The sequence below is a fragment of the Streptomyces sp. PA03-3a genome (assembly GCF_033792735.1).
Classification (GTDB): Bacteria; Actinomycetota; Actinomycetes; order Streptomycetales; family Streptomycetaceae; genus Actinacidiphila.
This window is the reverse complement of the sequence record NZ_JARAVM010000003.1, coordinates 1-17,016: the sequence shown is the minus strand read 5'-3', so window position 1 is coordinate 17,016 and position 17,016 is coordinate 1. Positions and strand designations below refer to the sequence as shown.

The following is a 17,016-nucleotide window of genomic DNA, read 5'->3' as shown; positions in this document are numbered from 1 at the left end:
AGCCGGATCGGGTGCCCGGTGGGTGCTGGCGGCTTTGCGTCGCGTGTCGTATATACGCCCCCGATACGCCTAGTGAACAGTTTCGAACAGCGAATGCGTGGCGTTCACTCAGCGAACACGAAAGCACCATGCGTTTCGCCCAAAACATCAAAAGTCGCAACGCTGCGCGCACATTCCGCACTCGCGTCATGACTTTGCGTCATATTCGTCGCCTCAGGCTCCTTATTGACATGAACAGAACCGAACACGCTAATGGGCTCCGGCGAACGCTCCGACGTCCGCCGTCGCCAGGAGCCGTGCACGGCTCACGATCCCTGCAAGCACGCATGGGAGTCACGTTGCGCAGACCAGCAGGAACCCCCCACCCGTTTCGCCGGACGGTGACCAGAGGCCTGGCAGTCCTCGGCGCCGCTGCCATGGCGGTGCTCGGCGTACAGGCACCGGCCTTAGCCTCGGGAGCCGCGGGCGCGAACTCCGCCGCCTCGGGCACCGGCGTCCGCCGCTCCTTCGAACCCACCTGTGACACGGCCAAGCCCGGCCACTTCAGCTGCTTCGCCCTGCGCCGCACCGACGTGAAGCCGGTCAAGGGCCTGATGCCCGCCGCCGACACACCGTCCGGCTACGGTGCGGGCGACCTGCAGAGCGCCTACGGCCTGCCGGCCGACGGCGGCGCCGGACAGACCGTCGCCATCGTCGACGCCTTCGACGACCCCACCGCCGAAGCGGACCTCGCCGTCTACCGGGCGCAGTTCGGGCTGCCCGCCTGCACCACGGACAACGGATGCTTCCGCAAGGTCGACCAGCGCGGCGGCACCGACTACCCCGCGCCGGACCCCGGCTGGGCCGGCGAGATCTCGCTCGACCTCGACATGGTCTCGGCGTCCGCGCCCAACGCGCACATCCTGCTGGTCGAAGCCGATGACAACAGCTTCGAGAGCCTGTCCGCCGCCGTCGACCAGGCGGTCGCGATGGGCGCGAAGTACGTGTCGAACTCCTACGGCACCGACTACCGCGGCGGGAACGGCGAGGACCCGTCGGAGACCACGGAGCTGGACGCCCACTACAACCACCCCGGGGTCGCGATCACCGCGTCCACCGGCGACTACGGCTACGGCGTCAGCTACCCGGCGGCCTCGCAGTACGTGACCGCGGTCGGCGGCACCACGCTGACCCGCGCCCCGTCCACCACGCGCGGATGGACCGAGTCGGCGTGGAGCCTGGCGGGTTCCGGCTGCTCGCTGTACGAGCCCAAGCCCGCCTTCCAGCACGACACCGGCTGTGACAACCGGGCACTGGCCGACGTCTCGGCCGTCGCCGAGGACGTGGCGGTCTACCAGACCTACGGCCACGGCGGCTGGGCGGTCTATGGCGGCACCAGCGTCTCGGCGCCCATCATCGCCTCCGTGTACGCCGCCGCCGGCACCCCCGCCGCCGGCTCGTACCCGAACGCGTACCCGTACGCGGCCGGAACGGGCATCAACGACATCACCACCGGCAGCAACGGCAGTTGCTCCCCGTCGTACCTGTGCAACGGCGCCGAGGGCTTCGACGGCCCGACCGGTCTCGGCACGCCGGCCGGTCTGGCCGCGTTCCGCACCGGTGCGCACGGCGTGATCTCCGGAACGGTGACCGACGGCGCCACCGGCAAGGCCGTCAGCGGTGCCACGGTGACGGCGGGTACGGGTGTCACCCACACCGACGCCTCCGGCGCGTACTCCCTGACCCTGCCCACCGGAACCTACGACGTCTCCGTCGAGGCCTTCGGCTACGCGGGCGACTCCGCCGACGGGGTCGTGGTGGACGACGACGCCACGGTCACGGAGAACTTCACCCTCACCGCGGTGCCCAGCCAGACGATCGCCGGCAAGGTCACCGACGGCTCCGGTCACGGCTGGCCGCTCTACGCCAAGATCACCGCGGACGGCGTCCCCGGCGTGGTGTGGACCGACCCCGCGACCGGCTCGTACAGCATGGACCTGCCCGAGGGGCACTCCTACACCCTGCACGTCGCGTCGGCCACGCCCGGATACAAGGCCGTCAGCAAGAAGATCACCGTCGGGGACTCCGCGCAGACCGCGGGCATCGCGGTCCCGGCGGACTCCTGGACGGCGAACACGCCCGGATACCGCGTCGACGTGACCGGCACGACCGAGCCGTTCGACGCCACCGACGCCCCGCCCACCGGCTGGAAGGTGGTCAACGCCGAGGACACCACGGGCGGCTGGCAGTTCGACGACCCCGGCGACCGGGGCAACCACACCGGCGGTGACGGCGCGTTCGCCGTCATCGACAGCGACCACTTCGGCGGCGGCGCCGTCCAGGACAGCTCGCTGCTCAGCCCGGTGTACGACTTCACCGGCAAGAACGACCCCGAGGTGGCGTTCAGCACCGAGTACAAGCAGTACGGCGGGCAGTCCGCGGCCCTCGAGGCGACCTCGGACGGCGGCGAGCACTGGACCAGGGTCTGGTCGCCCGGCGCGGACGTCACCGGCGACCGCATCGAGGCGTCGCTGGCCGACTTCGCCGGCAAGCCCGAGGTGCAGCTGCGCTTCCACTTCGCCGGGAGCTTCGGCTGGTGGTGGGCCGTCGACGACGTCTTCGTCGGCGACCGGCAGCTGACCGCGATCCCCGCCGGCCTGGTCGTGGGCACCGTGACCGACGCCAACACCGGCACGGGCGTCGTGGGTGCCACCGTCACCAGCCAGGACAAGCCGACCGAGAAGACCATCACGACGGCCACCCCGGAGGACCCGAACCTCTCCGACGGCTTCTACTCGTTCGTCTCGACGGCCTTCGGCAGCCACCCCTTCACCGCGGCCAAGGCGAAGTACACCTCCCTGAGCAAGAACGTCAAGGTCGGGGCAGACAGCGCCGTCCAGGCGAACTTCAAGCTCAAGGCCGGCAAGGTCACCGTCACCCCGGCCTCGGTCTCCGCGACCGTCGCCTGGGGCGGCTCCAAGACGCAGAACCTGACCGTCAAGAACACCGGCGGCGCCGCCGCCACGGTCAAACTCGGCGAACAGTCCGGAGGGTTCACCCAACAGGCCGAGGGTGCCGCCCTGCAGACCGTGAAGGGTGACTTCAACCCGCTGTCCAGCAAGGCCCACAAGGCGTCCGCCAAGGCGGGTCCGACCGCGGCGGCCCCGGCCGACGACACCTGGCAGACGGCCCCGGACCTGCCGGGCGCCCTCATGGACAACGCCGTCGACACGCTGGACGGCAAGGTCTACTCGGCCTTCGGCTACAACGGATCGGCCGACGTCAAGGACCTGTACGTCCTCGACCCGGTCGCCGGCAGCTGGACCAAGCTTGCGAGCGCGTCGGACACCCGTGAGAGCCCCGCGCACGGGGTCATCGACGGCAAGCTCTACGCCGTCGGCGGCTGGGGCGCGTCGGGCTCCCCGGACGCGAAGCTGGAGATCTACGACCCGCAGTCGGACAGCTGGACCACCGGTGCGTCCGCGCCCAAGCCGTACGCCGGCTCCGGCACGGCCGTCCTGGACGGCAAGCTGTACATGATCGGCGGCTGCGGCGCCGACTTCTGCGGCACGACCGACGCCGGCGTCTACGACGCGGGCACCGACAGCTGGTCCCAGATCGCCGCCTACCCCGAGCCCATCTCGTGGGAGGCCTGCGGCGCCATCGACGGTCAGATCTACTGCGCCGGCGGTCTCGGCGCGAGCGAGAACGACGTCGTCCACTCCTACGCCTACGACCCGGGCACCGACAGCTGGTCGCAGCTCGCGGACGTCCCGGCCCCGCAGTGGGGTACCTCCTACGCCGCGGCCAACGGCCGTCTGCTGATGGTCGGCGGCGTCGGCAACAACGCCCTCACCAACCGCGGCCAGGCCTTCGACCCGAAGTCCGGCACCTGGGGCACCCTCCCCAACGCCAACGTCGCCACCTACCGCGGCGGCGGCGCGGCCGGCTTCTACAAGGTCGGCGGCGGCAACGCCCCCGGCAGGCCGATCACCAAGGTCGAGGTGCTGCCCGGCTACGACCAGGGCGGCGCGGGCGACGTCGACTGGCTGAGCGAGAGCGTCCAGGAGCTCACGCTGCAGCCGGGCGCCAGCGCGACCGTCTCCGTCACGCTGGACGCCAAGGCCGCCTCGGTGACCCAGCCCGGCGACCTCACGGCGAGCCTGAGCGTGGGCACCGACACGCCGTACTCCACGGCGCCCATCCCGGTGAGCCTGCACGTCAGCCCGCCCAAGACCTGGGGCAAGATCACCGGCGTCGTCCTGGGCAACAAGGCCACCGGCGGCAGCGCGCCGCTGGCCGGGGCGACCGTGCAGATCGACAGCTGGGCCGCGAGCTACACGCTCACCACGTCCGCCGACGGGACGTACGCCCTGTGGCTCGACGTCCGCAACAACCCGCTCACCGTCATCGTCGCCAAGGACGGCTACCAGCCGACCGTCACGACGGTGAAACTGACGAAGGGAGCGACGGTCACCGCCGACTTCACCTTGAAGCGCAAGTAGCAGGAGAAGGGGAAGCGCCGGGAACGGCGCCGACGGCCCCGGGAACGGGCCGTCGGCGCACCCCTGCGGCGTGACCCGCGGCACGGGCACGGCCGGTCCCTTCGGGGGCCGGCCGTGCTCGTGTGGCCCGTCGTCCCTGGCGGCCTACTCGGCCTCCTCCCCCTTCCCGAGACGGCGCCGGTTCTCCGCACGCTGCGTGCTCATGTCGGGGACGACGGCCACGGCCTCCGCGCAGCGGCCCTGCCGGACGAGCAGACGCGCCAGATCGGTCGCCGCCCGGCTGCCGGGGCACCGACGGAGTAGGGCGACGGCCTCCTCCGTGCGGTCGTCCCGCGCGAGCAGCCAGGCGATCGTGACCTCCCGGTCGTCCACCTCGTCCGGCGGCAGCGCCTCGCTCCACGGCATGAGCCGAGACAGGGCCAGGGCGCCGTGAACGACCGTCCGTTGCGGTGACCGCCATCTGCCGTTCATACCTGTCCCACCGCTCCGGTCGACCGTGCTTCCTAGCGTCCGTGAGTGCGCGCACCGCTGACCTGCCGCAGCCCGCTGTCAGGTACGGAGCGCCGCTGTCCCGTCGGTGTGCGACTGCACCCGACGACGCGAAAGGCCCCCGGAATGTCGGAAGAACCCAAGCAAACCAGAATCTCTCGTCGCAACGCGCTCGGCCTGTTCGGCGCGACAGTGTCCGGCGCCGCCGCCGGGCCGCTTATCCTCGGCGCCGGAACCGCCGAGGCGGTCCCGGCGACGTCGGAGGTCACCGGTCTCACCACCGGCTCGGCCACCACGCCCGTCCAGGGCCTGCACCTGACCTTCGGCGCCGACCCACGCAGCCAGATGGTCGTCTCGTGGGTCACCGACGCGGCCGTCAGGAACCCGCGGGTCGTCTACGGCACGCTGAGCGGCGGCTTCGGCTCCACCGTGCACGCGACGACGAAGACGTACGTGGACGGCACCTCCGGGCGGACCGTCTGGGCCCATCACGCGCTGCTCAGCAAGCTCAAGGCCGACACCGACTACCTGTACGCGGCCCAGCACGACGGCGCCACCCCCGACGCCGGCACCTTCCACACGGCGCCGTCCGGCCGGGCCCCGTTCACCTTCACCAGCTTCGGCGACCAGGGTGCGCCCAGTGTGACGTGGAAGACCGGAGCGAACCCGGCCGACGCCTCGGGCCGGGACTTCGAGCCCAACGCCACGCCCGCCGCCGCCGACATCGTCACCGGCGTCGAGAAGGTCGGCCCGCTGTTCCACCTCCTCAACGGTGACCTCTGCTACGCCAACACCGGGCCCGACCGCATCCGCGTCTGGCGCGACTTCCTCACCAACAACAGCCGCTCGGCGCGCTTCCGTCCGTGGATGCCGTGCGCGGGCAACCACGAGATCGAGCTGGGCAACGGCAAGCTCGGTCTCGACGCGTACCAGACCTACTTCGAGCTTCCCTCGACCGAGACCCAGCCCGAACTCGACAACCTCTGGTACTCCTTCACGGTCGGCTCGGTGAAGGTGATCGCCCTGCAGAACGACGACATCGCCCTGCAGGAGGGCGGCGACGTCTACATCAACGGCTACTCCGGCGGCCGGCAGCTCGCATGGCTGAAGAAGGAGCTCAAGTCGGCACGGGCCTCGAAGGACATCGACTGGATCGTCGTCTGCATGCACCAGGTGATGATCAGCTCCGCGACCGCCGCGAACGGCGCCGACGTCGCGCTGCGCGCGGCGTACGGCCCGCTGTTCGACGAGTACGGCGTCGACCTGGTGGTCTGTGGCCACGAGCACGACTACGAGCGCTCGCTGGCGGTGCGCGGCGTCGTCCCCGGCAGCGTCACCCTCACACCCAACCCGAGTCAGACCGCACTCGACGTGATCGACAGCGCGCACGGCACGACGCACATGGTCCTCGGCGGTGGCGGCGTGTCCGGCATCACCAACAACAGCTTCACCACCGACGACGCCGACGGCCACGGGCACCACTCGGCGTACGTCCAGATGGAGCACGTCGGCAAGTACAACTCGGTCAAGGAGAAGGAGACGGCGGTCTGGATCGGCGTCCGTGACGCCGAGCATCCGTACGGCTTCGCCGAGTTCTCCGTCGACCCGGGCCGGCACCCCGGTGACATGACCCGCATCCACGTCACCTACTACAACATCATCACGCCCACGGGTGAGCTGTCGGTCTTCGAGAAGTTCACGCTCCAGCGCCCTCGTAGCGACGGCGGCCACGGCCGACACTGACTGGCCGCGACCGGCAGCGGTAGCCGGCAACGCCTGGGGCCCGGGACGACGTCCCGGGCCCCAGGCGTTGCCGCCAGGAGCCCTCGGCCGCTCGGAGCAGCCCCTGCGGGCTGCGGGACGTGGAACGAACCGGCCCTGAGACATGGCGCGTTCGTGCGAGTTTTGTGAAGGACGGGCTTCGTGCCGGTGACGGGGCCAACGGTCACCCTCCATACATGTACGCGCCAACCTTTCGGTGGCTGTACGCCGCCCTGGGCCACTGCAATGCACGCTCATGCAGCCTTCCGCATCACCTTCCCCGTCCGGGCACTCCGCCGAACTTCGTGACGCCGTACGCCACATGGATCGGCGCCGTTTTCTGACCGTCACCGGGGCGGCGGCCACGCTGGCCTTCGCCGTGAACATCCCGCTGGGCGGCACCGCCGCCGCGGCCGAGGCCAGCGCCGTGAAGATCACGGAGAACCCCTTCACGCTGGGCGTGGCGTCGGGCGACCCGCTGCCCGATTCGGTGCTGCTGTGGACCCGGCTCGCCCCCCGTCCGTACGAGAGCGGCAGCGGCCTGCCCCAGAAGCGTTTCAAGGTGCGCTGGGAACTCGCCCACGACGAGCGCTTCACCCGCGTCGTCGAGCGCGGCACGGTCGACGCGCACCCGGAGTACAACCACGCCGTGCACGTCGAGGTGGGCGGCCTGGACGCCGACCGCGTCCTGTACTACCGCTTCCGTGTGGGCCAGTGGGTCAGCCCCGTGGGCCGTACCCGCACCGCCCCGTCGAAGGGCGCCCGCCTGACCGAGCTGCGTCTCGCGGCGGTTTCCTGCCAGGCCTACCACGACGGCTACTTCACCGCCTACCGCCACCTGGCCGACGAGGACCTCGACGCGGTCTTCCACCTCGGCGACTACCTCTACGAGTACGCCGTGACCGCGACCGGTGGCGCCCGCGCCTACACCGACCGCGTGCTGCCCTCGCACTTCAACCGCGAGACGCTCACGCTGGAGGACTACCGGCTCCGGTACGCCCTCTACAAGTCCGACCCCGACCTGATGGCCGCCCACGCGGCGCACCCCTTCGTGGTGACCTGGGACGACCACGAGACGGAGAACAACTACGCGGACGACACCCCCGAGAACGACGTTCCCCCGGAGGAGTTCCTGCTGCGGCGGGCCGCGGCCTACCGCGCGTACTGGGAGAACCAGCCGCTGCGCCGCCGGCAGCTCCCGCAGGGTCCCGAGGCCCAGCTCTACCGGCGCCTGCAGTTCGGGCGGCTCGCCCAGTTCGACATCCTCGACACCCGCCAGTACCGCTCGGACCAGGCGTACGGTGACGGCTGGCAGGTTCCGGGCCCGGAGTCGCAGGATCCGGCGCGCACGATGACGGGCGCCACCCAGGAGCGCTGGCTGGTCGACGGCTGGCGTTCCTCGAAGGCGACCTGGAACGTCGTTCCCCAGCAGGTCACCTTCGCGCAGCGCAAGGACCGCTCGACGCCCGACTTCAAGGTCTCCATGGACTCCTGGGACGGCTACCCGGCCTCCCGGCAGCGCCTCCTGGACGGCTGGGAGTCCGCGGGCCGGGACAACCTCGTCGTCCTCACCGGTGACGTCCACGTCCACTACGGCTTCGACATCAAGAAGGACTTCGACGACCCGGCGTCGAAGACCCTCGGCACGGAGATCGTCACCAGCTCGATCTCCAGCGGCAAGGACGGTTCCGACAAGCCGTCCAACTGGGCCACCTACATGCAGGCCAACCCGCACCTGAAGTTCTACAACGGCCGCCGCGGCTACGCCGTGGTGACCCTCGGCAAGGACGAGGCGCGCGCCGACTTCAAGACGGTGTCCGCGGTGACCACGCCGGACGCCCCGATCACCACGGCCGGTTCCTTCGTCACCGAGGCCGGCAACCCGGGACTCACGCCCGCCTGACCGTCCGACGGGTAGCGGTTGTGCAGCGTTACCTCCCGGGGGACGTCCCCCCGGGGGGTAACGTGCCGTTCGGCCCGGCCGGCACGCGGTACTCGGAAGTCTTGAGCGTCCCGGGCAGCGTGCACCAGCGGTAGCCACGGAAATCCGGGCCGGCGCACAGGCCGAGCCGACCTGTCTCACCCTGAGTCCGCTGGATCCGCCGACGCGGCGGCGCGGCGGAATTCGGCATGGTCGCGCTGGGCTTCCGCCAGCAAGTCTTCGAGGATGACGATGCGACAGGCGGCCTCGACGGGGGTGCCCTGGTCGACGAGCTCACGGGCTCTGGTCGCGATGCGCAGTTGGTGGCGGGAGTAGCGACGGTGTCCGCCTTCGGAGCGGAGCGGGGTGATCAGGCGGGCTTCGCCGATCGCGCGGAGAAAGCCCGGGGTGGTGCCGAGCATCGCGGCGGCCCGGCCGATGGTGTAGGCGGGGTAGCCGTCGTCATCGACAGGGCCGGAGGAGTCGGCTGCTGTCATCACACCTCTTGGTGGAACAGGTGGCTGGGCCTCGGCGCGACACCGACACCAGGGCCGCGCGCCGGCCGAGCCCTCGTGCCGCGCCGGCCGGCCTTCGCCCTGGCTACCCGGCGGTGGGGACGCCGAGCAGAGCCGAGGCCTCCTGGAGCGGCGTGAGCCCGGGCGCCGGTGCCGCGGCAGGCAGGTCGCGGCAGGTGAAGCCGAGGCGGGCCATCGCCCGGAGTACCTCGCCGGAGGTGAAGTCACGACGGTCCTGCCGGGTGACGACCTCGCCCACTTGCATGACGGAGTAGCGACGGCGGCCGATGATCACGGACTCACCGGTGACCGGCTCGGGTCTGACGCCCTTCATCGACGCCACCACCCCGCTCTTGGACAGGTCGAACGCGAAACGGGCGATGACGCAACGCATGGTGCCTCACAGGGGGAGTGGAAAGCAGTGGGACCGGCGGGCGACGGGTCAACGTCAGCGGGTGAGTACGCCCACGGCGCAGCCGTGCTCGTCGAGGACGGGCACGGCCGTGAGCCGGCGGTGGCACATGATGTGCTGCGCCTCGGCCATCTTGGTCATCGGTGAGGCGAACGGCCCGCCGTCACGGGCGACTTCCCGCAGGCGGACCTGATCGGTATAGGTGCAGCCGTCACGGAAGGCGGTGAGCTGGGCGAGGGTGACCAAACTCGTGCACCGGCCGTCCTCGTCACAGACGATCAGATGTCCGGTACGTGCACTGGCCATGACCGACAGGGCCACCTCGACGGTCATGTCGTCCCAGACCTGCGGTCCGGGCGCGTCCATGGCTTCGGCCACGGTCCCGCGAGTGGAATCCGAAGGGCGTGGCAAGTAATGCGCCAGCGTCAAGAGGTGCCTCCTGGAGTAGTGGTGGGCGTCATGACCGGGACGGTCCTACGCCGCGGCGTCGCCGACGGACCGCCACTGATCTGTGCGGCGCGCCTCCCGGATGGTGCGGCGCTCCTGAGCCGTGACGCGGTTGCGTCGGCCGCGGGAGGCGGGGCCGTTGTCCTTGTGCTCGGCCACGGGCGCAGTGATGACCACCGGGATACCCGATGGAGTCTGCGCGCCGGTGATGCGGATGAGGTCGGCCCCGGAAGGGTGGACCTGGGTGGTTTCCGGGCGGATTCCGGCATGCTGCATGAGACGGGCCACGTCGCGGCGCTGGTCGGGTGTGACCAGCGTGACCACGATGCCGGACCGGCCGGCGCGGGCCGTGCGGCCGCCCCTGTGCAGGTAGTCCTTGTGGTCGCCGGGCGGGTCCACGTTGACGACCAGGTCGAGGTTGTCGACGTGGATCCCGCGCGCGGCGACGTTGGTCGCGACCAGAACCGTGACGTGCCCGGACTTGAACCGGGCCAGGGTTCGGGTGCGCTGCGGCTGCGATTTGCCGCCGTGCAGGGCGGCGGCGCGGACGCCGCTGTCGAGCAGGTGCTCGGTGAGTCGGTCGACGGCGTGCTTGGTGTCCAGGAACATGATCACCTGGCCCTCCCGCGCAGCGATCTCGGTCGTCGTCTGCAGCTTGTCGGCGGCGTGTACGTGCAGCACGTGGTGCTCCGACGTACTGACCGCGCCGGCGGAGTGGTCCAGGGAGTGGACCACCGGGTCGTGCAGGTAGCGGCGGACCAGCAGGTCGACGTTGCGGTCCAAGGTGGCCGAGAACAGCATTCGCTGTCCTTCGGGGCGAACCTGGTCCAGCAGCGCCGTTACCTGGGGCATAAAGCCCATGTCGGCCATCTGGTCGGCCTCGTCCAGGACGGTGACGGCGACTTGGCCGAGCCGGCAGTGATCGCGCTCGACGAGGTCCCTCAGCCGGCCCGGCGTCGCGACGAGCACCTCCGCGCCGTCGCGGAGCGCGCCGGCCTGACGGCCGATCGGCATCCCGCCGACCGCGGTGGCCAGTCGGAGTTTCATCGAACGGGCGTAGGGGGCGAGAGCGTCGGTGACCTGCTGGGCCAACTCGCGGGTGGGCACCAGCACCAAGGCCAGCGGTTGCCGGGGCTCGGCGCGCCGTCCGGCGGTACGAGCCAGCAGCGCGAGGCCGAAGGCGAGGGTCTTGCCGGACCCGGTTCGTCCGCGGCCCAGCACATCGCGGCCCGCCAGGGAGTTGGGCAGCGTCGCCGCCTGGATCGGGAACGGCACGGTCACGCCCTCCGCGGTGAGGGTCACCAGCAGTGGCCGGGGCATGTCGAGGTCGGCGAACGCCCCAGCGGCGGGCAGTGCCGGAGTCAGTGTCTCCGGCAGGACGAACTCCCCCTGCGGTGCGGCGGGGCGGTGGCGATGGCCGCCGGAGCGGCTTGCGTCGCTGGTCCTCGTGCGGACGCCGTTCTTTCCTGCGCCGGAATTTCCGCCGCGGGTGGCGGTGAAACCGTCGTTCATACGTGTGCGGCTCATCCAGAACCTTCCTCAAAGCGGCCGCATTCTAGGAACTCTGCTGCGCTGCGCAGTACAGGGAATCGCAAGATGGGCCAAGCAAATATGGCCGGCGGGCGATGCCCGCGGGCTGAGAGCGCTGAACGGGTTGGGCGATCCGGTCCACGTCCCCAAGACCGAGGCTTTGGGCGTCGAGAGGCTCTGACGGATTTTCATCCGGAGCCTTGAGCGGACATCTGCTGCCGAGGGGGGGATCGCGGCGCCCTCAAGAGCCTGCCCGCGGTGAAATCGTCACGGCGTGAGCAGGGCAGAGTGTGTACCGATGCGCTGCAAGCCGGGGCCCGCACCCAAGGTGCGGGCCCCAGCTGCGGTGTGCCTGTTTCAGCGTCAGGCGGGAACGATGTTCTCGGCCGTCGGGCCCTTCTGGCCCTGTGCGATGTCGAAGCTCACCTTCTGGCCTTCGAGGAGTTCACGGAAGCCCTGGGCGGCGATGTTCGAGTAGTGGGCGAACACGTCCGCGCCGCCACCGTCCTGCTCGATGAAGCCGAAACCCTTTTCCGCGTTGAACCACTTCACGGTGCCAGTAGCCATGTGCTGAATCTCCTTTGGGGCAGTGCCCGGAGCCCGTACGGTACGGATCCCGCGTCGCCGCAATGATTGCCCCGCCAGCAGATGACCGGAATAAAGGACTGCTCTCATAGGCGCGGGCCGGTGAGGGCACTTTTTGGGAACCACAACTGCAACTCTTTTGAGAGTAGCACGGCGCGATCGTCTGTGCACGGTTGATAACCGTGCACAGACGATCCCCGTGAGATACCTCATCGCGTGTCGCGCCGATTTCTCACTTCGCGAGCGCAGATATTGAGCCTCCCGGAACGCACTGTTCGCGCGGCGCCAACGCCACGAGGACTCGGTGAAGGGGGCGGGGGCCGCGCCGCGCACAGCAGTCAATGAGGGGCCAGCGCCACCAAGGGCGTTGACCCTCGGTACCGAGGACCGTCGCGCACCGTCGGGAGCCGAGCCCCCCGCCCATGACGAGGCCGACGCCGCCGGTTCGTGGTGACGTCGTTCGCGGCCTGCCGGTTCAGGTCGACGCGGCGAACTCGTCGCCCTGACGGGCGACGTCCAGAGGCCGCTCAAGGATTCGACGTCAGGAGTTGCCTCTACAAGACGGTTTGGCTCCCCGGTCCCGCGGAGGCCCCGGACCGCTTCGCCGACAGCCGCCGGTCTTCGTGGCCAACGGCTCTACCCTGAAGGGATGTTCTCACCCGAAGGGCCCTCGCTGCGCGAGCTGGCCGTGCAGGCCTTCTCCTCCGTCGAGCGCGGATACGACCTGCTCGCGCCGAGGTTCGACCACACGCCGTTCCGCACGCCGGACCGGATCCTCGACGCGACCGTCACCGCCCTGCGCCCGCTCGGTCCCTTCGGTGACGGGCTGGACGTGTGCTGCGGCACGGGGGCCGGCCTGCAGGTCCTGCACCCGCTGTGCCGGGGCCGGGTCGCGGGAGTGGACTTCAGCGCCGGCATGCTCGCCGAGGCGCGCCGTGCCCACCCGGACGGGGAATGGATACGCGCGGACGCGCGGAGACCGCCCTTCGCCGCCGAGTTCGACCTGGCCGTCAGCTTCGGCGCCTTCGGCCACTTCCTGGCCACCGACCGGCCGGCCCTGTTCGCCGGGGTGCACCGCGCCCTGCGGCCCGGCGGGCTCTTCGCCTTCCCGGTGTTCGCGCCGCCCCGCATCTCCTCCCGGAGCTACTGGGTGCCCGCCGGGTTCGACGCGGCCATGCGCATACGGAACGCGGTCTGGCGCCCGCCGTTCGTCATGTACTACCGCACCTTCCCGCTGCGCGCCGTGCGCGCCGAACTGACCGCGGCGGGCTTCACGGTGCGGACCGCGGTACTGCCCGACTTCGGCCGCCGCCCGGACGGCGCCCCGTACGCCCGGCTGGTCATGGCCCGCAAGGGCTGACGGCGGCCGTCTCATCCCGGTACACGGAACCGAGGACCCGCCGGCGCTCTATGCGGGCTGCCGGGTCGGCCGCCGCTGCTACAGGGACGCGGCCAGCGTCAGGGCGGTGGCCACGGCCACGGGCAGCAGCACGATGGGGGTCACCGCGGCGTTGCGGGTCGCGCTGTCGGCGTACTCGCCCTTCTTCACGTGGAAGCCGATCGCGCCGATGAGCACCACCACCGTGCCCGCGGCAGCCGCGATGCCCAGCGGCTGCCACCAGATGCCGGCGCCCAGCCCGACGGCCTCGGCAACCTCTGCGATTCCCACGCACCGGACCAGCCCGGAGCCGAGCCCCTTGTGGATGAGGCCCTCCGGCACGGGGCCCTTGAGCTGCACCTTGGGTGCGCCGGCGGCGAGGAAGACGAGGGCGAGCAGAACGCTGAGGATGACAGCGGCTGTGTACACGATGGTTCCTAGTCCTGAAGAAGAAGTGAAGGCAAGCGCGGCGCGACGGCCCGCGCGCCCGATGGTCACCCGCGCGAAGGGGCTCCCGGGTTCGATCCCGGATCCCATGAGAACATTACTTGACGAGTCAAGCAAATGACCGGCCGGCCGGGACGCGCCATCGTGAGCGAGGTCTCACCAGCGGAAACGGCGTCGGACGAGCCCCCGCCGAAGGCTTTGGGAACGGGCACGCACGCCGAACACCACCCGGCCGCCGGGCCGACGACCTGTTCGCAATGTCCGCGACAGCACCTGCGGCGGACCGTGGACCGACGCCTCGGCCTGCGTCACCGAGACTCCGGATCCCCGCACACCGGACAGCCGTACTCGTCGGCGGTGCCCCAAGCGACCCGGTGACCGCAGAAGTCACACGGCCGCGAGGGCTCCACCGGGTCGGGGAGTCGCACACCGGCGGGCGCGCCGGCGGCGGCGCTGCCGCCGTCGGTCCGGATCGGCACCGGTGCCGTAGGCGTCGCGGCCGCGTAGGCCACTCGCGAAGTCGAAGGAGGCCCCGGCGGCGGCGCAGGCCTGCTCAGGCGGGACCCATCCCCGGTGGGCGCGGGTTCACGCGGTCCGCAGGCGTGCGCATCGGCGGCAGGCGCGGGCCGAGGCCGCCACCACGGCGTGGGACAGGGCCGCGAGTGCGCCGGCCAGGGCTAGCAGGGGCCAGTTCGCGGCCAGGACGCACGCGGTGGCGAGCGCGAGCGTGGCGACCGCCATGGCGACGCTGGCCGTGGTGCCGGTCCAGGCGACCGCGAGGGGTAGCCGGTGCGGCACGGGCAGCCGGCGAGCGAGGGTGCCGGTGACGGCCAGTGCCGCCGCGGCGAGCAGTGCCGCAGCACCGGCAACGCCCGCCAGATGAACGGCCAGCAGCTGAGCCACACGTGGCAGGTCCCAGGGCTGATCCTGGCCGGTCGTCCGGGCCAGATACCAGCAGGTGACCAGGAAGGGAGCCGTAAGGGCGACAGCCCGGGCGGTGTGCCGGGCCTGGGCGACGGTCAGTTCACGTTGGCAGCCCGGTGCGATCTCGTCGACGGTCCCGAACTCTTCGACCGCCAGGTGGGCGGCGCGCGGGTGTGCCGTTCCGGCGTGGGTGTACGCCGCCACCGTGTCCGCGAGGCCGCCGCCTATCTCTTCGATCATCCTCGCCTTGATCCGGGCCGGGCCGTGCAGCGCGGCGGTCAGGGCCGTGACGTAGTCCTCGACGGGATCGGCCTGCCGGCCGGCCGCGTTCATGTGGCCGCGCCGGGCGGTGGGACGGGGTTCAGCACCGATCCGATCGCCGTCGTGAACTCGCTCCACGCGGTGCGCTCGCCGGCCAGCGAGCGCCGTCCGGCATCGGTGAGTTCGTAGCACCGCCGTCGCCGTTCACCGGAGGACTGCCAGCTGCTGCTCAGCAGCCCCAGGCGCTCCAGCCGGTTCAAGGCCGGATAGATCGTGCCCGTCCGCAGTTCCAGTACGCCCTCGCTGCGGTGCTGGACCGCGGCGATGATCGCGTAACCGTGCAGCGGGCCCGGTTCGAGCACGGCCAGCAACAGTCCGTCCAGGTGCCCTCGCACCGCGTCTGCCCTCATGTGTAGGCAGCCTACCCAAAGTAGGCGTAGGCAGTGTATGTATTGGCAGCCAACATATTCACGCTTCTGCTCGGAGGAATCCGCGGTGACCAAGGTGATGCTGTCCCTGCATGTCCTGGCGGCGATCGTGACGGTCGGATCGATCACGGCGGCCGCGTCGATGTTCCCCCGCTACGCGCTGCAGGCTTCCGGCGGCCGCGACCGGGGCCGGGGCCCGGACGGGCGGGCCGCCGCGATCGCCGGACTCCTGCACCGGATCTGCCGCGGCTACGCCGCCGCGGGTCTCGCCGTACCGGCCCTCGGGGTCGCCACCGGCGCCCTGCTCGGCGTCCTCACCGACGTCTGGCTGATCGCCTCGCTCATGTTGACCGTGATCGCCGCGGCCATCCTGGCCCTGGCGATCCTGCCCGGCCAGCAGCGACTGCTCGCCTTGGCCGAGGACGCGGCCGCCGAGGGCGAGTCGCGTCCCGCGGCGGCCCGGCTGACCATGCTCACCGGCGTCTTCAACCTGCTGTGGGCCGCCGTCGTCGTCCTGATGATCGTCCGTCCTGGCTCGACCACAGGGGCGTGACCCGGGGTGCCGACGAACCGGTCCTGTTCGTGACCCGCCGCCGTAGCGCCGGCACGCCGGTCGCCACGGACGTATTGCATACAGTATTCGAGCCGCCTAGGGTTGCTCCATGCTGCAGACGAAGCTCAGGGGCCCGGCCCCTTCCATGGCGATGCGGTCGGCGGTGGGCGGTGCGGTGCCCACCCGCGAACGGGGGTTCCGGACATGACGACTTACGGCGACGACGCGACGATCAGGCGGATACTCACCGAGGCCGGTGACACGTGGGCCGTGGTGGGTCTGTCCGACAATCCCGATCGGGCCGCCTATCGCGTGGCCGAGAAGCTGCAGCGGCTCGGCAAGAGGGTGGTGCCCGTGCACCCGAAGGCGGAGACGGTGCACGGTGAGCAGGGCTACGCGTCCCTGGCGGAGATCCCCTTCGTGGTCGACGTCGTCGACGTGTTCGTGAACTCCGCGCTCGCCGGAGATGTCGCCGACCAGGCCGTGGCGATCGGCGCCAAGGCGGTCTGGTTCCAGGTGGACGTCATCGACGAGGCCGCCTACGCCAGGACCCGCGACGCCGGCCTGCTGATGGTGATGGACCGCTCCCCGGGACGGGAGATACCCCGGCTGGGGCTGGGATGACGCTCGCCGCCGGCCCCGCGTGACCACCCGTCACCACCGCGTGCGGGGCCTGCGCGGCAGCCGGGGCCCGTCCCGTCCCGTGTGGTCGGTCAATCGGCGTCCTCCCCGGGCCGCGCCGTGCATGCGGTGAGTGTGCGGCGCGGCCGGGCCATCCTAGGTGTATTGCCCCGTGAGGTTAGGAACGCGGCTGGCGGGTGGTTGGCCCTTCAGCGCGGTGTGTCCGCGGTGGTGATTGTAGGTGTGCAGCCAGGCGGGGA

The 17,016-nt window shown here is 70.9% G+C and carries 15 protein-coding genes and 1 pseudogene; 6 read left to right on the top strand and 10 right to left on the bottom strand.

Annotated elements, in window-relative coordinates:
* Window positions 1-416 precede the first annotated feature (416 nt).
* Window positions 417-4,484: a Kelch repeat-containing protein gene (locus PV342_RS04005; protein ID WP_500315996.1), complete on the top strand. Its 4,068-nt coding sequence runs from the start codon at window positions 417-419 to the stop codon at window positions 4,482-4,484.
* Window positions 4,485-4,628: 144 nt separating this feature from the next.
* On the opposite strand, the gene PV342_RS04000 is transcribed toward PV342_RS04005, so the two are convergent.
* Window positions 4,629-4,889 (bottom strand): hypothetical protein, encoded by a 261-nt coding sequence (locus PV342_RS04000; RefSeq protein WP_500315810.1) that lies wholly within the window; start codon window positions 4,887-4,889, stop codon window positions 4,629-4,631.
* Window positions 4,890-5,099: 210 nt separating this feature from the next.
* Here PV342_RS04000 and PV342_RS03995 point away from each other — a divergent pair, with 210 nt between their 5' ends.
* Window positions 5,100-6,716, top strand: coding sequence for a purple acid phosphatase family protein (locus PV342_RS03995; RefSeq protein WP_500315809.1), 1,617 nt, complete (start codon window positions 5,100-5,102; stop codon window positions 6,714-6,716).
* 274 nt (window positions 6,717-6,990) lie between these two features.
* Complete coding sequence (locus PV342_RS03990; protein WP_400806277.1) at window positions 6,991-8,637, top strand: alkaline phosphatase D family protein; 1,647 nt, start codon at window positions 6,991-6,993, stop codon at window positions 8,635-8,637.
* Between the two features lie 176 nt (window positions 8,638-8,813).
* Here PV342_RS03990 and PV342_RS03985 read toward each other — a convergent pair whose 3' ends face one another.
* The 5 genes from PV342_RS03985 to PV342_RS03965 all read right to left on the bottom strand — a co-directional run bounded on the left by PV342_RS03985 (window position 8,814) and on the right by PV342_RS03965 (window position 12,126).
* Window positions 8,814-9,152, bottom strand: coding sequence for a helix-turn-helix domain-containing protein (locus PV342_RS03985; protein ID WP_500315808.1), 339 nt, complete (start codon window positions 9,150-9,152; stop codon window positions 8,814-8,816).
* 103 nt (window positions 9,153-9,255) lie between these two features.
* Entirely contained in the window at window positions 9,256-9,564 is a 309-nt protein-coding gene (locus tag PV342_RS03980) for an SCO5918 family protein (protein WP_361002242.1), read from the bottom strand.
* Between the two features lie 54 nt (window positions 9,565-9,618).
* The gene (locus PV342_RS03975; protein WP_400806394.1) at window positions 9,619-9,948 is read right to left on the bottom strand and encodes a CBS domain-containing protein; all 330 of its coding nucleotides are present in this window, start codon (window positions 9,946-9,948) and stop codon (window positions 9,619-9,621) included.
* 108 nt (window positions 9,949-10,056) lie between these two features.
* Complete coding sequence (locus tag PV342_RS03970) at window positions 10,057-11,556, bottom strand: DEAD/DEAH box helicase (RefSeq protein ID WP_500315807.1); 1,500 nt, start codon at window positions 11,554-11,556, stop codon at window positions 10,057-10,059.
* Window positions 11,557-11,922: 366 nt separating this feature from the next.
* Complete coding sequence (locus tag PV342_RS03965) at window positions 11,923-12,126, bottom strand: cold-shock protein (RefSeq protein WP_004986771.1); 204 nt, start codon at window positions 12,124-12,126, stop codon at window positions 11,923-11,925.
* 667 nt (window positions 12,127-12,793) lie between these two features.
* Here PV342_RS03965 and PV342_RS03960 point away from each other — a divergent pair.
* On the top strand, window positions 12,794-13,504 hold the full coding sequence (locus tag PV342_RS03960; RefSeq protein WP_400806265.1) for a class I SAM-dependent DNA methyltransferase: 711 nt from the start codon (window positions 12,794-12,796) through the stop codon (window positions 13,502-13,504).
* Between the two features lie 78 nt (window positions 13,505-13,582).
* Here PV342_RS03960 and PV342_RS03955 read toward each other — a convergent pair whose 3' ends face one another.
* From PV342_RS03955 to PV342_RS03945, 3 genes are all read right to left on the bottom strand, one after another.
* Entirely contained in the window at window positions 13,583-13,951 is a 369-nt protein-coding gene (locus PV342_RS03955; protein WP_500315806.1) for a DoxX family protein, read from the bottom strand.
* Between the two features lie 603 nt (window positions 13,952-14,554).
* Complete coding sequence (locus PV342_RS03950) at window positions 14,555-15,226, bottom strand: permease prefix domain 1-containing protein (protein ID WP_500315805.1); 672 nt, start codon at window positions 15,224-15,226, stop codon at window positions 14,555-14,557.
* Window positions 15,223-15,564 (bottom strand): PadR family transcriptional regulator, encoded by a 342-nt coding sequence (locus PV342_RS03945; RefSeq protein WP_500315804.1) that lies wholly within the window; start codon window positions 15,562-15,564, stop codon window positions 15,223-15,225. The genes PV342_RS03950 and PV342_RS03945 overlap by 4 nt, the downstream gene beginning before the upstream one ends.
* An 85-nt stretch (window positions 15,565-15,649) precedes the next feature.
* Here PV342_RS03945 and PV342_RS03940 point away from each other — a divergent pair, with 85 nt between their 5' ends.
* A complete protein-coding gene (locus PV342_RS03940; protein ID WP_500315803.1) occupies window positions 15,650-16,135 on the top strand; it encodes a hypothetical protein in 486 nt (161 codons plus the stop codon).
* A 204-nt stretch (window positions 16,136-16,339) separates the two neighbouring features.
* The gene (locus PV342_RS03935; protein ID WP_386992607.1) at window positions 16,340-16,759 is read left to right on the top strand and encodes a CoA-binding protein; all 420 of its coding nucleotides are present in this window, start codon (window positions 16,340-16,342) and stop codon (window positions 16,757-16,759) included.
* Window positions 16,760-16,912: 153 nt separating this feature from the next.
* On the opposite strand, the pseudogene PV342_RS03930 reads toward PV342_RS03935, so the two are convergent.
* Window positions 16,913-17,016: pseudogene (locus PV342_RS03930) on the bottom strand (IS481 family transposase); the annotation flags it as partial.

Coding starts and splice junctions, on each gene's coding strand:
- PV342_RS04005 (WP_500315996.1), top strand. CDS start 417: ATGGCGGTGCTCGGCGTACAGGCACCGGCCTTAGCCTCGGGAGCCGCG.
- PV342_RS04000 (WP_500315810.1), bottom strand. CDS start 4,889: ATGCCGTGGAGCGAGGCGCTGCCGCCGGACGAGGTGGACGACCGGGAG.
- PV342_RS03995 (WP_500315809.1), top strand. CDS start 5,100: ATGTCGGAAGAACCCAAGCAAACCAGAATCTCTCGTCGCAACGCGCTC.
- PV342_RS03990 (WP_400806277.1), top strand. CDS start 6,991: ATGCAGCCTTCCGCATCACCTTCCCCGTCCGGGCACTCCGCCGAACTT.
- PV342_RS03985 (WP_500315808.1), bottom strand. CDS start 9,152: ATGACAGCAGCCGACTCCTCCGGCCCTGTCGATGACGACGGCTACCCC.
- PV342_RS03980 (WP_361002242.1), bottom strand. CDS start 9,564: ATGCGTTGCGTCATCGCCCGTTTCGCGTTCGACCTGTCCAAGAGCGGG.
- PV342_RS03975 (WP_400806394.1), bottom strand. CDS start 9,948: ATGGACGCGCCCGGACCGCAGGTCTGGGACGACATGACCGTCGAGGTG.
- PV342_RS03970 (WP_500315807.1), bottom strand. CDS start 11,556: ATGAGCCGCACACGTATGAACGACGGTTTCACCGCCACCCGCGGCGGA.
- PV342_RS03965 (WP_004986771.1), bottom strand. CDS start 12,126: ATGGCTACTGGCACCGTGAAGTGGTTCAACGCGGAAAAGGGTTTCGGC.
- PV342_RS03960 (WP_400806265.1), top strand. CDS start 12,794: ATGTTCTCACCCGAAGGGCCCTCGCTGCGCGAGCTGGCCGTGCAGGCC.
- PV342_RS03950 (WP_500315805.1), bottom strand. CDS start 15,226: ATGAACGCGGCCGGCCGGCAGGCCGATCCCGTCGAGGACTACGTCACG.
- PV342_RS03945 (WP_500315804.1), bottom strand. CDS start 15,564: ATGAGGGCAGACGCGGTGCGAGGGCACCTGGACGGACTGTTGCTGGCC.
- PV342_RS03935 (WP_386992607.1), top strand. CDS start 16,340: ATGACGACTTACGGCGACGACGCGACGATCAGGCGGATACTCACCGAG.